The following is a 15,273-nucleotide window of genomic DNA, read 5'->3' as shown; positions in this document are numbered from 1 at the left end:
AGACATGGAATTCCGGTCAGCGGATTAGCGGACGATAGTCGCTTCGTAGTTTACGAAGGGTATCCCGAAGCAGCTGCAGATCAGCCCACACCTCGGAACGCAGCGCCTGGTTTTTAAGTACGGCATTCGGGTGATAGGTGACAATAAGCGGTATACCGCGGTAACTGTGAACACTGCCTCTGAGTGCAGACAAGGGCTTCATTCTGCCGGTCAGCAAGCCTCCGGCAGTCCTGCCGAGGGCAAGAATACACGCCGGCTGCAGGAGCTCGACCTGCTTCTGCAGATACGGAAAACAGCAGTTCAGCTCCCCTTCACCAGGACTCCGGTAATCAGGAGTATGGCATTTCAGTGCATTGCTTATAAACACATTCTTGTGTCTGGAGAGATCAATTGCCTTGAGCCATTTATCCAGATATTCTCCACTCTGACCGACAAAAGGAAGACCGGTCCGGTCTTCATCTGCCCCCGGCGCATCACCTGCGGCAAAAACCAGGGGGTGCAGGGCTCCCGTTCCGGGTACCGTCCGATCGCGATGAGTGGACAGTCCGCAGAGGGTGCAGCCCTGTATGAGTTCGGCCAGCTCGGAAATGCTTTCGGCAGCTGCGGCAGGTGAGCCACTAGCGGCAGGTTCATACCCGGGCTGTGCATAGACTGCGGCACCTCTTTCCATACTTCCAGTCTTAGTTCCAGGAGCTGTTGAGACATCCGTTGCGGCTGAGGCTGAAGCCGCGACTGTGGCATCAGGCTTAACAGCAGACGGGTCAGGAGGAGGACTGTGCTCACTTCTGTAACCGGTATTCATTATATCTTCAAGATCATTCAGTAGTTCCCATACCTGTTGTGTCATTCGGTCTGCTCCTTATGCGAAGGATACGCTACACTATACAATACCAGACCGTGGGGAGGAGCTGTTTTCCCTCCAGCACTGCGGTCACGGGCCTCCAGAATTCTGCTGAAAGTCCCTGCCGGGTCATCAAAATCAGCTATAGCGAGCATTGTACCGATTATACTGCGAACCATTTTCCATAGAAACCCGGCGCCGGATATTTCAAAGACCATTCCATGATCATCGTAAAAGAAATGCGCGGAATAGACCGTTCGAATCATGGTTTTTTCATTCTTGCATGAGGCCAGACTGGTGAAGTCGTGGGTTCCGACAAGCAGAGAAGCCATGCGATTCATTTCGAGAATGTCCGGCAGTACAGGGAGTCTAAGCCGGTAACGGTCGAGCAGCGGCTGTGCGAATTTGCCGGGATACATATAATAACGGTAACGCCGTTCGACTGCATCCCTGGTAGCATGAAAGTCATCTGCTACCTGCCAGCTGCGCTGAATCCTCACGTCCTGCGGGAGCATACTGTTCAGGGCCGATGCGAATTTTTCAGCTGGTACCGAATCCATGGAGCTGAAAAAATTTCCCCGCTGAGCACGCGCATGTACACCGGAATCAGTCCTCCCGGCTGAATAGAGATCAACGGACTTACGATGAAGTTTGGCAAGGGCCTTCTCGATTTCGCCCTGTACACTTCGCTGATTGTGCTGCACCTGCCAGCCACAGAAGTCTGTGCCATCATACTGAATTTCGAGACAGATATTTCTTTGCCGGGATATCATTCTTGTTCGCTGTCCTCTGTATCGTTGATTTCTCCGCCAAGTCTGGAAATTTCCTGATTAATCTGATCGTAGACATCCCTGGCATTATCCAGAATCGCCGCTGGTTTGTTCTTCGAGGCTTTCCCCATTCCAAAGATCCGTGCCACGGTTCGCTTGGCAGTATTGAGAGATTTAAGACGTGAAGCAGTATCTTCACGCGGCCCATATCTGTATTCCAGGAGACCCATTATGTACAGGGCACCATCATATGCATAGTTTTTATCCAGATCCGGCCCCAGATGCTTCAATCCGCCGATTCCCTGTTCTCCGGATTGTTCAAGCTCTATCGCCCTCCGATACAGAAAACATGCCTTACGGTACATAATATGTCTGAGATAGTCATAATTGTCACCGGGATTCTTGCGGTGTAGATCGCTGCAGAGCCAGGCCGCTCTCAATGCAGAAACCGCTTGTTTAATAACCGGTGAATAGTCAGCTGGAAAAACATCATAGCACATTATTGCCAGTATGTAGGATGCTGCTCCTTCCTGAAGACGGCGCGGTTCGCGATAATCAAGGTCCCGGAAAAGTTTTCTGATTTCCTTGATACGCTCATCGCGCTTGTCTTCAAGCTCGTCAGCCAGCAGCTGCGGAATTGAATCAAAATCGGATATCATTCCAGCATAGAGACAGTGAGGACAGACAGTTATCGGATAAAGCAGTGGATACACTTCTCCGTATTTCTGACTTGGCTCATACAATCGACGGAGTTCAGGGGTAAGACTTCCAGCGATCAGACGGCCCCGTCCACTACGGAGCTCTTCTCTTCTGTACTCACCATTGCACACAGGACAGAACAACAGATCCTTGGTAAAAAATGTCACTTCCTGAATTGCGGTTCCGGCCATCTATCCCTCCAATACAACGACTGCTGTTGCATACTCCCGCTCATGCGACAAGGAGACATGAGTATTAACGATACCGACAGAGGCAGCAAGCTCACCAGCCTTCCCATGCAGCTTGAGCAATGGCCGGCCGGATTCCGTCTGCCGGACTTCTACTTCCCTCAGTGCAAATCCTCGGATGCCGGTTCCCAAAGCCTTTCCGAAGGCTTCCTTGGCTGCAAAACGTGCCGCCATTGCCTCCGCCGCCTTCAGTCCCCTGCCAAGGCAATAATTCAGCTCATCAGGATGAAAACAGCGGCTGCTTATTCCGCTTTCCATCCATTTATCAAAGCGATCGACTTTTACAATATCTGTACCTATACCGAAAATCACTCCGTATCTCCAGTCACGGTATCCTGCTCCTGATCTGCATCAGGTCCGTCAGGCATTTCAAAACGCAGCTGCAGGCTAAGCGGCTCGTAGCGTAATGTCAGCAGTTCTGACGGAACTCTTGGTCTGACGGGCAGTTCGAAGGTTCCCGGCTCCTGTATGCCGGAGGCATCAGCCTCAAGCTGTATGGCATCTTCCCTGAGGGCTTCAAGGAAAAGCTGACTGCCCTGTACGCGTACACTACCGGCAGGAACACTGGAAACAAGATCAAGGCTGGAGTCCAGCTGAACTATGTTGATATCTACATCCATAAAGGTAGTAAGAAGCACCCGCTCTTCGATTATACCACGGTAGTCCACGGTATCCCCACCAGGGAAACTGATATAAGGATCCGGCCGCTCGAGGCGGATCCGGCTGTTGAAATCTTCCCTTCTGCCCGAAAGTGAAATGGTCTCGGTGTTTACAGCTTCCACCGCTTCGACCCGCGAACGGGGACCGTCTATTTCAACAAGCGAAGGAGTCACAAAGTACTGACGCTGCTCGAAGCCATGCACGGGGGTGTCTGTAATAGAAGGAATAACCTCAACGCTTTTCCGGTAACGCGGCTCAAGTTGCAGGCTGACCTCACTTGGTTCAATCCGGATCTCAAGCTGATTTATTGTCTCGGAGTTTCTGCGGATGAGAACAGGACCACGCGCGGCACCGCTCTGACGGACCTGCGTGAGATCAACATATACTTCAAGCTCTTCCTCACGCAGTGAACTTACTATCTGAGCATCACCCCGCAATGCTATACGTACTGTTCTCGGGACCGAGGAGGCGATAGCCATACTCTCATCTGTTCTGATTTCCAGAGGAACGGTTATATAGCGCTCTTCAAGCTGAGACAGGGCTGTAAGAGAAAAAAGCAGGAATGCGGCTGCAAGACTCAGAATCTTGGCTGCCCAGTTATGGCTGACAAACTGAAAAATCTTATTGTTCAAGCTGCACCACCTCAGTTTCCTCGGCATCCCGCAGATTAAGTGCATCCTTCAATCGAGCGTAAAGTTCAGGAACACTCAAATCATAATGCAGATTAGCATCATGGGCCAGAGAGAGAGCTCCGGTTTCTTCGGAGACTACAAGCACTACTGCGTCGGTTTCCTCGGCGAGACCCAAAGCTGCCCGATGTCGTGTTCCAAAGCTCCGACGTATATCCAGCTGCTCGCTGAGCGGAAGAAAACAGGCGGCGGCAACAAGAGTGCTGCCCTGCAGTACAACTGCCCCATCGTGCAGGGGATTATCATGCATGAAAATCGTAACCAGCAGGGCATTGCTTATCTCGGCATTCAGGAGCGTGCCTTTTTCGATAATATTCTTCTGCCCGACACTTCTGGTAAAAACGATAAGTGCGCCTCTCCCGTTATAGGCAAGTGTCTCGGCTGCAGCTACTACCTGATCTATGGGATATGGTTTTGATCTGCGTGAAAAAGACAGAAAATTCCCCTGACCGATGCGGGTAAATATCTTTCTCAATTCAGGCTGGAATATTATGGCAATACCAATAACCAGACTGGGAGCAATTGTATTCATGATCAAAAGCACTGTACGCAGGTTCAGGAAAAAAGCGATTGCATACATAGCAACCAGAAACAGAGCCCCTTTGACCAGCTGAACTGCACGAGTCTGCAGCAGAATCTGATAACCCTTGTAGATCAGAAATGCCAGCAGCAGTATATCCAGTGCGGGAAGGAGTATTTCTGTAAAGATACTGAAATTTTCGAACATATTCATGCATTGACCCCGTTCCATGACGGCCACAGGGCAAGGGCTGTGTCCATAGCCTGCCGCATGGCGGCAACATCATGTACGCGTATAATATCGGCACCTAACTGCAGACAGATAAGCTGCGCGCTGATACTTGCTGCAAAACGCTGCTCCGGAGGGAGCGGTGCTTCACGGCTGCCTGCCAGCATGCCGAGCATTGTCTTTCGCGACAGACCAATCAGAATTCTGAATCCAAGTTTCCTGAATCGAGGAATAGCTTGAATAAGGGCAATATTATGTTCCAGGGTTTTGCCGAAACCGATTCCGGGATCCAGAATGATGTTCCCGGGGTTGATCCCCGCTTGAACAGCTCTTTCCGCAGCTTCAATAAGGAAAGCCTCAACTTCTGCTACAACATCCCTGTATTCCGGGTTTTTCTGCATATTCCGGGGAGTTCCTGCCATATGCATAAGTACAACGGGGGCAGCATGATCGGCGACTACCAAGGCCAGATCGGGATCATCCCGCAGGGCAGAAATATCGTTGATCCAGTCAGCACCTGCCTTGAAGGCCGCTTCGGCAACTACAGCCTTTCGGGTATCGACGGAGACAGCTATGCTGCAGTGTTTCCTGAGTTCCCGTACAAACGGAATTACCCGCTGAATCTCATCCTCCGCTGACACATACTCACTTCCGGGCCGGGATGACTCACCGCCAATGTCAAGAATATCAGCTCCATGTCTGACCATATCCAGAGCCGGCTGGACATCTATCTCTCCGGGCATTGATCGGCTGGCGGCAAAAAATGAGTCCGGGGTTCTGTTTACGATTCCCATGAGGGTGAAAGACGCTTGTTTCATGATGCAATCAGCATTGTATCACAGAGCGATATGTATATCCATATGAAAAAAGGCTGAGTACCTTCCGTAAGAACGGAAAGCCGCAGCCTTTTATACATGTATAACCCGCGGTTGCAGGTATAGCAATCTCTTAACTGTGGACGGACTGCTACAAAAGAACAGTCCGATCGAGCAGCCGAATACGCAGGGGTCTATTTGCCCTTCTTCTTATGCCGATTCTTCCGCAGTTTTTTCTTCCGCTTATGCGTTGCGATTTTTTTTCGCTTTCTTTTTCTTCCACAAGGCACTTGGACACACTCCCTTCAGGCAAATTTTCCGTTTATGAGTGGACATTTCTATCATCTCTGATCGGTTAGGTCAAGTACTCAGTGCAGGGTCTCTGCAAAAGTACGGACCTCATTCCGCAGCCACTCGTTCGATTCGGCAGCACCTGTTTTAATTCCAGGTATACGCTGCAGAAATGTTATCTGGCGTTTTGCCAGTCTTCTTGTATTTCTCTGTATAAGTTCGGACACTTTCAGAAAATCAGTCTCCCGATCCCCGTCGTCACGCCAGAATTCCTGGTATCCGATCGCTCGCAGTCCAGGATCCTTCGGACCAAAGCCCTGATCCAGCAAACCTTCAAGCTCATTGCTGAGGCCCTGCTCGAACATTTCTTCAACACGCCTGGCAATACGGGTGTGCAACACTGCCCGCTCCCGTTCCAGCCCGAGTACGCAGGCATTCAGGTTATCCCTGAGTCCGGCAGAACCGAGAAACTCTGAAGGCAGCCTGCCCGATTCACGGTAAATTTCCACCGCCCGCTGAATTCGATACCGGTCGCCTGAGGGTATACGCTGCGAAGCAGCTGAATCAATTCGTTCAAGCTCCTGACGCAACCATTCAATACCTTTTTGCTCTATCTCCATCTGCAGCTGCTGACGAGTCGCATCCGAAGTCTTCGGAGCATCAGGAAGCCCTGTCAGAAAGGTGTAGATATAAAATACCGACCCCCCTTCCATTACCGGAATGCGTCCGCGGGACAGAATATCCCGACAGGCAGCATCTGCATATTCGAAGAACATACCTGCCGAATACTGTTCATTAATCTGAAGTATATCGATAAGTTTGTAGGAATATTCTCTGCGCTCTCCGGGGGACGGCTTTGCTGTACCGATATCGAGGCCGGCATAAGCCTGAAAGGCATCTGCACAGATAACCTCGATTTCACTCGAGCAAAACTCGCGGACGGCTGCCCGCAAAACACCGAGCGATGCCGACTTGCCAACAGCTGTCGGCCCGCTCAGGACAATACAGGGTAATTCAGTCTTCGATTCGGTATGCAACTTTCTTGGTCAGAATCTGTTTGATAGCAGTCGGCACAACCCTGCCTTCATTTTTCGCCAACTCTTCGTCACCAGTTACGGTAAGCTGATAGGCACGACGGATAGCAGCAACTGTCAGCTCATACATATTAGTATCAGCACTTTCCAATAAATCTAATGGTAGGATCATGGCTCACATTACACTTTTTATATGGTCTCTGCAAGTAGCAGGCACGGGATACAGGGTTCCCTAAAAGGAACCCCATGTCAAACGTGTACCAATAACCGGTGAGTACACTGCAGTGTTTGCTACCCTGCTCGGCGCGCCGAATCTGGACATCCCCTGCATTCCGCCGTATACAGATACCTGCATCCAGCTGGTAATGCGCACTCCGGCCTCGGCGTTCACTTCTCCCAGTACTGCAAATCCACTGCGGTTTCCAAGCAGCGGCCCGCCGAGATGACCGATTCCAGCATACATATTTGCACTTAATGTCAGCAACCCAAGCCGGAGCTGGCCGCCGGTCATTCCACCGCCGAAAACACCATGAATGCTTGCTGCAGAAGTATCGACGGAGCTGATAATCATACCGAAACCACCGTTGCGCTGGCCGTAGCGATTCACACCATAGCCGTAGCCTCCTCGGTAGGTGAACTCAGCAGAGGTATTCTGCAGTTCTCCATCGAATAAATAATTTGGAATCACATGGCTTTCGCCCCAGAATATTCCTCCGCCGCCAAGGCCGAAGGTAAAAGCAGGAATACACAAACCTATAATTATACATGCTGTCAACTTTTTCATTACTGACTCCTTGCCGTATATAACACCACATGCAAGTACATGTGTTCCTGCCTGAGATTGTTTTAATATTCAAGCAAAAACATGTATACTTGAGGTATGGCTCGAACACATACCGGCATTCTTAAACAGACACTTCAACACAGCAAACGCTTCCAGGAGATAATCCTGGTACTGATCGAGTATGGACTGACGGACTATTTTACTGTACTGAGACTGGATCGGCGTTTCCGTTTTATCCGCAGACATCTGCGAAAAGGTCCTTTGTCACCACCACCGGACATTCCCAGGGAAAAGCTTATCCGTATGGCTCTGGAGCGTCTGGGACCAACATTTATCAAGCTCGGTCAGCTTCTCAGCAACAGACCGGACATACTACCTCCATTATTGCTGCATGAGCTCAGCAACTTGCAGGACAACGTTCAGCCAGAAAAACCTGAAGCAATTGCATCAATAATCGAGGAGGAATTCGGCCGGCCTTCTGCAGATGTGTTTCCGGTGTTCGACAAAATTCCGGCAGCTTCAGCCTCAATTGCCCAGGTACACCGGGCACAACTTCCCAGCGGACTCGAGGTCGCTCTGAAAATACAGCGTCCGGATATTGCCGGGACCATAGCTGTAGACCTGGATATTCTGACCGCCATCGCCTACCTGGTCGAGCATTACATTCCGCAGAGCAGAATGTTCCAGCCGCTCGAATTAATCCGTGAATTCCGCAGCAACCTGACTGAGGAACTCGATTTTCGCAAGGAAACAGCAAGTATTCTGGAATTCAGAGGAAGATTTGCAGATCAAGCAGGGATACACATACCAATGATCTTCCATGATTACTGTACCGAGCGCGTCATCTGCATGGAATATATACACGGACAGAAGCTGAGTGCCTGCCTGAACGGCCAGATGCCGGCTGATAGAGGTGAAAGAGTAGCCAGAAATATCAGTAATCTCCTTATGCAGCAGATTTTTGTTCATGGTGTTTTTCATGCCGATCCTCATCCAGGGAATATTCTGCTGCTTGAAGACGATTCTATTGCCTTCCTTGATTTCGGTATTGTAGGCAGACTGCGCCCAAGGGATGTCAGATACCTTACATGGCTGCTGATCGGAATTATAAATAAGGATTCTGCACAAGTCTCCGAAGCACTGCTAAGACTCACTGCCAGTCATGAAAGAATACACAGGGAAGATATAGACGAAGAAGTGTTCGATATTGTAGAGCGTTATGTGGACATAGAACTCGAACAACTGCACACAGAAGCACTACTGAATGATTTGATACAACTGGCTGTTTCAAGGGGTATTCAGGTGCCGAGCAGTCTGCTACTCTTCAGTAAAACGATTCTCCACCTCGATGGACTAATCCGGGGTCTGGCCCCAAGGGTCAATCCAATGACTATATTCAAACCTTTTGCTGCAGAGCAGCTAAGTACCAGGCATCAGTTCTCGAGAATAAAACGGGAAACCATGGCTTCAGGCCGCGATTTCATACAGTTGATGCAGTCCTTACCCAGAGACACCCGTGAATTAATTGAGACCGTCAAACACGGAAAACTCCGCATGCATTTCTTTGTAGAAAATCTTGAACCATTGCGCACGAGTCTGGACATAATCAGCTACAGGCTGATTTTCGGGCTTCTGCTGGCATCGGTCATAATCAGTTCATCTGTGGTTATTCATGCCAACATTCCTCCCCTCTGGAATGGGGTTCCACTGTTTGGCTTGATCGGCTACCTGATTTCAGGCCTGGTAAGTATTCTTTATCTGGGAGGATTGATTATCAGACACCTGCATCGTCTGTACAAGCGTTGATTTTCCTGCTCACTCGGGTATAGATATCCTCTATATCAGCGGTGTGAACCGGCTTGACAAGGTAGCCTGCCATATTGGGAAAATCATCGGTGACACCCATCCGGGTACGCTCATAAGCTGACATAAATACAATTGCTGCGTTATTCAGTTCACTGATTTTGCGTGCAGTCTCAATACCATTCAGGTTTCCCTTGAGACGAATATCCATAAAAATAATATCGATCGATTCATTGCGGGCCGTTTCTATGGCGTGCTCACCATAGGATGCCTCTGCAATAATATTACAGCCCAATCCGCGGAGCGCAAATGTGATGAATGTTCGTATTATAGCTTCGTCCTCGACAACCATCGCACGCAAAGGGCGCACGGTACCATCTGCTACGGATGACACAGAAACTCCATTGAGACCATCAAACCTTCTCCTGCCTTAATTGTAACCTGAACCGGCAGGAGATAGCAAGGGATGATGATGTGCTTATATAGACTTCTTGATCTCTGGAGCCGATATCCTGGCTGGGTCAGGTGCAGAAGCATATCCCCGCTGGCTAACCGTAAGTGGATCAATGCCGTATTCCTGTGCAATGAGCTCGGTCACCCTTGAAGCACAGAAATTTCCCTGACACATTCCCATTCCAGCACGCGTCCGCCGTTTGACTGCATCTGTACTGTGAATGCGTATTCCCCTCTGTAAGGATTCACGTATTTCCGCTTCTCTGACCTGCTCGCAACGGCAGACAATCCTGTCAGGATCACCGTATTCAAGCTGTGTCAGTCTGTTGGCTTCTTTCATTGGCAGCATATCCTGCCAGAGAACCCGGCGGATAAGGGGTTTCCGATAGCGGTTTGCCTCGGGATCAGGCAATAGCTCAAGACCGCTGTCGGCAAGCAGGCGGATAACCATGTCCGCAATGGCCGGGGCGGCAGTAAGACCAGGACTGTCAATGCCGGCAACCTGAAAGAAACCCGGCAGCAAGTCTTCATGCCGAATAATAAAATCATGATCAGCAGATCCGGCACGCAATCCGGAGAAACTCCGTATGCAGTCCCGAAGCTGAATTTCCGGCCAGCTGATCCGTGCCTGTTCATATATGTACCGGAGATTCTCCAGATCAGTAGAAGTATCCCCTGAATCATCAACTTCCTGGGCATTCGGTCCAATCATCAAGTTACCATGGTAGGTGCTCGTTACCAGAATACCCTTTCCGGCCGGACCCGGAACCTGAAACAAGACATGTTTGACCGCATCACCGGTTCCTTTACGGAACAGAAGATACTGCCCCTTACGAGGACGGATATGTATGTCTTGAATGCCGACCATAGCAGCTATGCTGCCAGCTCCGAGTCCAGCGGTATTTATGACCCGGTTTGCTGCATAGCTTCTTCCTTCACTTGTACGAATCCGGAAATGATCCTGCAGTTTGCTGATACCGACAACATCACTGAACAAACGCAGATCTACGCCGTTCGCCACAGCGTTCTCGGCCAATGCAACAGTCAGTTCATAAGGAGAACATATTCCGACATGCGGGGCATGAAGCGCAGAATAGACCGCCGGGTTCACTCCCGGTTCTATGGTTTTCACCTGATCTGCTTTCAGCAGTTCCAGATCAGGAACGCCGTTTTTCTCCCCGTTCAGCTTCAGTTCAAGCAGGCGCTTATGCTGGGACCTGTCGAAAGCAAGAACCAGAGAGCCTCGTTTTTCAAAACCGAATGAGAGCTCGGATTCCCACTGACTGTATCTGCGGTTTCCAGCATAACTGAGACGTGACTTGAGTGTCCCGTGGCGAGCATCATATCCGCCATGTACTATTCCGGAGTTCGCTTTGCTTGCACCCAGACTGACATCATTCCCTTTTTCCAGGAGAAGGATATTCAGGGAATACATGCTGAGTTCCCTGGCTATGGCACAGCCTACTACCCCGGCACCTATGATCGCTACATCATATTTCTGCATTCACCCTCCGGGATGTACTATATATGCACCTCGGTTGCTTCCTCGGTTTTTTTATCTTTGCCTGCAGGATTTCCTCGTTCCCTGAACGATATCTTATCCTTGCGCATCTGCATCTGGATTTTGCTTCCAGCTCCGAATCTTCCCCGGAGGATTTCTATTGCAAGTGGATCCTCGATTTCCTTCTGGATAAGGCGGCGCAAGGGTCTGGCTCCATACTTGGGATCATAGCCGTGTTGAATGAGATAATTCCTGGCCGATTCTGAAACCTCCAGACTGATTTCCTTCTCCCCAAGACGCAGCTGAACCTCAGCAAGAAGAATATCCAGAATACGCTGCAGCTCTGCTTCGGTAAGACTGCTGAAAACTACGATTTCATCCGCCCGGTTGATAAACTCAGGCCGGAATACGCGACGAAGTTCATTCAGCGCGGAGGACTTGATTTCCTGGTAATCCAGCATTTTTCCACTGGTCTGGAATCCGACTGCGGATTCACGGGTAATCTCCCTGGCCCCGGCATTACTTGTCATAATCAGAATAGTATTTCTGAAAGAAACAGTATGTCCGAGGTTATCCTGGAGTTCTCCTTCCTCAAGAACCTGCAAAAGAATATTAAAAACATCAGGATGCGCTTTCTCGATCTCATCGAGCAGCACTACACTGTAGGGTTTACGGCGTATCTTCTCTGTCAGCAGACCGCCTTCTTCATAACCTACGTAGCCAGGAGGAGCACCAACCAGCCGGCTTACATTATGTTTTTCCATAAAATCCGACATATCCAGTCGAATCAGGGCATCCGCATTTCCGAACATAAATTCTGCGAGGGTTTTAGCCAGCAAGGTCTTACCGACTCCGGTCGGCCCCAGAAAAATAAAGGAACCGAGAGGCCTATTCGGAGAACTCAGTCCGATTCTGGATCGTCGTATAGCCGAGGAAATAGCCATTATAGCCTCATGCTGGCCTATAACGGTCTTGTGCAGCTGATTCTCGATCTGGAGAAGCTTTTCGCCTTCGCTCTGTGCAATGCGGTTCAGTGGTATTCCGGTTATATCTGAAATGACATATTGAACATCATCGCTGTCCACCACATTCCGCTCGGTCTTGAGAGCTGTCTTCCATTCCGTTCTTACCTGTTCGACACGCTCACGGAGGCTTCGCACTTCATCCCTGACAGCGGCCGCCCGCTCGTAGTTCTGGGAATTTACCAGGCTTAGCTTTTCCTGATTCAGTCGTTCAATTTCTTTTTCAAGATCAGCAAGCTCGGTAGGCCTGACACTGGAATGAATACGTTTACGTGCCCCGGCTTCATCGATAAGATCAATAGCCTTATCCGGAAGGAAACGATCTGCGACATAGCGATGACTCATAACAGCGGCCACCTCGATCGCACCAGGAGTGTAGGTTACATTATGATGATCCTCATAACGGGATTGTATTCCCTTGAGAATATGTATTGTGTCATCGACTGTCGGTTCTTCGACGTAAATCATCTGGAAACGGCGCTCCAGGGCAGCATCCTTTTCGATATATTTACGGTATTCATTCAGAGTGGTAGCACCTATGGCCTGAATTTCGCCGCGGCTCAGGGCGGGCTTGAGCATGTTGGATGCATCAATTGCTCCCTCTGCTCCACCGGCCCCGATTATTGTATGCAGCTCATCGATGAACAGAATAATATTTCCGGAGGTAGTTATCTCCTTCATGACGCGCTTCAGGCGTTCCTCGAATTCACCCCGGTACTTGGTACCGGCAATGAGGCTGGCAAGGTCAAGCGTCATGACTCGCTTGTCTACAAGAACCTCCGGAGCAGTGCCGTCAACAATACTCTGGGCCAGGCCTTCGACTATCGCGGTTTTTCCGACTCCGGGCTCACCAATCAGTACCGGATTATTCTTGGTACGGCGTGCAAGAATCTGGATTACGCGCCGGATTTCTTTTTCTCGCCCGACTACGGGATCGAGTTTGCCTTCCCTTGCATATCGTGTGAGATCCCGGGAAAATTCATCCAGGGTTGGAGTTGCTTTTTTTGCTGGCGGCCCGCTGGGTATCGACGGCTTTCGCTTGCCGAGCGTTGATGAGGGCTGGAATGAGCTCTGGGCAGCCAGACCGCCGAGGTTTGAAAGCTCTCCGATTATCTCACGAAGAAGATCTTCACCGACATCGTGCTGCAGCAGATAACGGCGGGTCTGTCCCTCGGGATCACGAGCACATGCCAGAAGCAGGTGCTCAGTACCGATGTATTCATGGCCCATCCGCTTTGCTTCTTCTGCCGAGTCCTCAAGAACCCGCTTTCCACGTGGTGATGGAGGTATATCACCGAGAATGAAGCCACCGCGCTTGCGCGGGACTGCCTTTTCAATATCCATGAGCATATTGGCCGGATCAATCATGGCTTTCTGCAGAGCCTTATAGCCAAGTCCTCCGCCTTCCTTGAGCAGTGCAATAATTATGTGCTCGGGCAATAGTTGGTCAGCATGAAAGCGTTTTGCCTCATCCTGTGCCAGAATAGTCAGTACTTTCTGTGCCCTCTGTGTTAATCCTTTAAACATCGTATTCCTCTTTGCTGTTCGCAGTTGCTGCGGCAATTACGCAGCGAACTGCGTCCCAGCCTTCAATATCGGCTCTGGCCCATGCCTGCACCAGTTCCCGGCAGTCCATTCCGTTCCAGAAACCTGCATGCGCTGCCGGCAGAAGATCGCTGACCAGCTCATGCATTTCGGTATCGCTTTTATTGATGTCCGATATCCGTTCATCGAGCATTGATTTCCATTCCTTGTGACGGTGCTGTAGTACATCACTTCTTGCGACTCTCTCATAATGTACCAATGCAAGCACCGCAGCTTCAAGGATTTCCGTCATTTCACCTGTTTTTTTCCCGAAACCGCTTCTGATCCTCAGTATAACACGTGATCCGGGAAGATGCTCCCACTCTAAATGACTCCTGTCGCAATCATTCAGGCTTGCATGGAGAATTCCCAGGGTATCCAGGGCCCAGAGATGCAGCTGCACGGAAAGCCCGATGCCGCTGCCTAGCAGTCTGACAGAACGGGTAATATACCCATAATCGATTCTTGCCCTGACCGGGAAGCGTGAGTCAATTGTGCCAGCCAGTGTCTCCGCATATTCAGTCAGATCTGAAATACAGTATCCGAATCCATCGATTATGCAGCAGAGATCTTCATCTCCGTACAGAAAAAATCCTGCATTATCCCTCTGCAGCTGAAATTCAGGTGTCTTTTCCTGAGTGTCAGACTTCGGCTGCGGCCATACAGAAGAACTGTCTGTTTTCATTTCATTCCTGAAGTCAGGAAGCGGAAGTTCATGGATTATTGAAGCATAGCCATCCAGAGATGAGGAAACGGATTCTTCGCTGTTCCGGGCTGCATTCCCTTCATCAAGCGAGCGTGCCATTTCAAGTCTGCTCGAGATCACTACATCAAAGGTGGATGCAGCAGAAAGACTAGCTCTTTCAGTGGCTTTCTCAATAGCTGGATCTTCCTGATCTGCGGTGGCAGTACCGGAATCATTCATGCTGCCAATCAAGAGATCGCGCAGCCCTTCCAGCGAATCAGGAAGTCCTCCGCGGTGGTACGGCTGTATGGTAAGGGCATGCTCCTGCCGTTCGCTCCGGCTGAGCAGGCGTTCAGCCAGCTCTTCACCAAAACTGTCGAGACAGTCCGCGCAACCAAGTTTTCCCAGGCGTAACACAGCCTCCAGTTCCGTACCGCAGGTACCGCAGGGCTCGGGTTGAGGGAGCTCGAGCAGTGAATCAAGAATATCATCTATACGCAGCGGAATGACCCGGGCGTCTGCCGAGATATCAAGCTCATCGGCACAGTTACTGCATATATATAACTCGGTGCTGCTTCCCTGCGAACGAAGCAAGCGTACTTCTGATTCATATTCCGCACATCGCTGACATTTCATAACAATCTCC

At 50.2% G+C, this 15,273-nt stretch carries 15 protein-coding genes; 1 reads left to right on the top strand and 14 read right to left on the bottom strand.

Annotated elements, in window-relative coordinates; genetic code table 11:
- Positions 1-16: 16 nt before the first annotated feature.
- From ACYQ2L_RS05660 to ACYQ2L_RS05615, 10 genes are all read right to left on the bottom strand, one after another.
- A complete protein-coding gene (locus ACYQ2L_RS05660; protein WP_460052332.1) occupies positions 17-847 on the bottom strand; it encodes a uracil-DNA glycosylase in 831 nt (276 codons plus the stop codon).
- On the bottom strand, positions 844-1,614 hold the full coding sequence (truA, locus tag ACYQ2L_RS05655; RefSeq protein WP_460052329.1) for a tRNA pseudouridine(38-40) synthase TruA: 771 nt from the start codon (positions 1,612-1,614) through the stop codon (positions 844-846). The genes ACYQ2L_RS05660 and truA overlap by 4 nt, the downstream gene beginning before the upstream one ends.
- A complete protein-coding gene (locus ACYQ2L_RS05650) occupies positions 1,611-2,501 on the bottom strand; it encodes a DUF2225 domain-containing protein (protein WP_460052326.1) in 891 nt (296 codons plus the stop codon). Before ACYQ2L_RS05650 ends, truA begins: the two co-directional genes overlap by 4 nt.
- Positions 2,502-2,870 (bottom strand): holo-ACP synthase, encoded by a 369-nt coding sequence (acpS, locus tag ACYQ2L_RS05645; RefSeq protein ID WP_460052321.1) that lies wholly within the window; start codon positions 2,868-2,870, stop codon positions 2,502-2,504.
- Complete coding sequence (locus tag ACYQ2L_RS05640) at positions 2,867-3,850, bottom strand: CdaR family protein (protein ID WP_460052317.1); 984 nt, start codon at positions 3,848-3,850, stop codon at positions 2,867-2,869. The genes acpS and ACYQ2L_RS05640 overlap by 4 nt, the downstream gene beginning before the upstream one ends.
- Positions 3,840-4,640, bottom strand: a complete 801-nt coding sequence (gene cdaA, locus ACYQ2L_RS05635) for a diadenylate cyclase CdaA (protein WP_460052313.1) — start codon at positions 4,638-4,640, stop codon at positions 3,840-3,842. The genes ACYQ2L_RS05640 and cdaA overlap by 11 nt, the downstream gene beginning before the upstream one ends.
- Positions 4,637-5,473: a dihydropteroate synthase gene (gene folP / locus ACYQ2L_RS05630; RefSeq protein ID WP_460052310.1), complete on the bottom strand. Its 837-nt coding sequence runs from the start codon at positions 5,471-5,473 to the stop codon at positions 4,637-4,639. Before folP ends, cdaA begins: the two co-directional genes overlap by 4 nt.
- A 365-nt stretch (positions 5,474-5,838) precedes the next feature.
- Entirely contained in the window at positions 5,839-6,798 is a 960-nt protein-coding gene (miaA, locus tag ACYQ2L_RS05625; RefSeq protein WP_460052307.1) for a tRNA (adenosine(37)-N6)-dimethylallyltransferase MiaA, read from the bottom strand.
- Positions 6,776-6,967 (bottom strand): DNA-directed RNA polymerase subunit omega, encoded by a 192-nt coding sequence (locus ACYQ2L_RS05620; protein WP_460052303.1) that lies wholly within the window; start codon positions 6,965-6,967, stop codon positions 6,776-6,778. Before ACYQ2L_RS05620 ends, miaA begins: the two co-directional genes overlap by 23 nt.
- Positions 6,968-7,027: 60 nt before the next feature.
- Positions 7,028-7,579: a hypothetical protein gene (locus tag ACYQ2L_RS05615; protein WP_460052298.1), complete on the bottom strand. Its 552-nt coding sequence runs from the start codon at positions 7,577-7,579 to the stop codon at positions 7,028-7,030.
- A 96-nt stretch (positions 7,580-7,675) separates the two neighbouring features.
- Here ACYQ2L_RS05615 and ACYQ2L_RS05610 point away from each other — a divergent pair, with 96 nt between their 5' ends.
- Entirely contained in the window at positions 7,676-9,385 is a 1,710-nt protein-coding gene (locus tag ACYQ2L_RS05610; RefSeq protein WP_460052294.1) for an ABC1 kinase family protein, read from the top strand.
- Here ACYQ2L_RS05610 and ACYQ2L_RS05605 read toward each other — a convergent pair.
- The 4 genes from ACYQ2L_RS05605 to ACYQ2L_RS05590 all read right to left on the bottom strand — a co-directional run bounded on the left by ACYQ2L_RS05605 (position 9,354) and on the right by ACYQ2L_RS05590 (position 15,263).
- The gene (locus ACYQ2L_RS05605; RefSeq protein ID WP_460052291.1) at positions 9,354-9,776 is read right to left on the bottom strand and encodes a response regulator; all 423 of its coding nucleotides are present in this window, start codon (positions 9,774-9,776) and stop codon (positions 9,354-9,356) included. The two genes, ACYQ2L_RS05610 and ACYQ2L_RS05605, sit on opposite strands and share 32 nt — an antisense overlap.
- A gap of 84 nt (positions 9,777-9,860) precedes the next feature.
- Positions 9,861-11,339, bottom strand: coding sequence for an NAD(P)/FAD-dependent oxidoreductase (locus tag ACYQ2L_RS05600; protein WP_460052287.1), 1,479 nt, complete (start codon positions 11,337-11,339; stop codon positions 9,861-9,863).
- Positions 11,340-11,356: 17 nt separating this feature from the next.
- Positions 11,357-13,885, bottom strand: coding sequence for an ATP-dependent Clp protease ATP-binding subunit (locus ACYQ2L_RS05595; RefSeq protein ID WP_460052284.1), 2,529 nt, complete (start codon positions 13,883-13,885; stop codon positions 11,357-11,359).
- A complete protein-coding gene (locus ACYQ2L_RS05590; protein ID WP_460052280.1) occupies positions 13,878-15,263 on the bottom strand; it encodes a hypothetical protein in 1,386 nt (461 codons plus the stop codon). The genes ACYQ2L_RS05595 and ACYQ2L_RS05590 overlap by 8 nt, the downstream gene beginning before the upstream one ends.
- Between the last annotated feature and the right edge of the window lie 10 nt (positions 15,264-15,273).

It is taken from the genome of Spirochaeta dissipatitropha, assembly GCF_054657935.1.
Note: the sequence above shows the minus strand (reverse complement) of the source record. Positions and strands in the feature narration are given on the sequence as shown.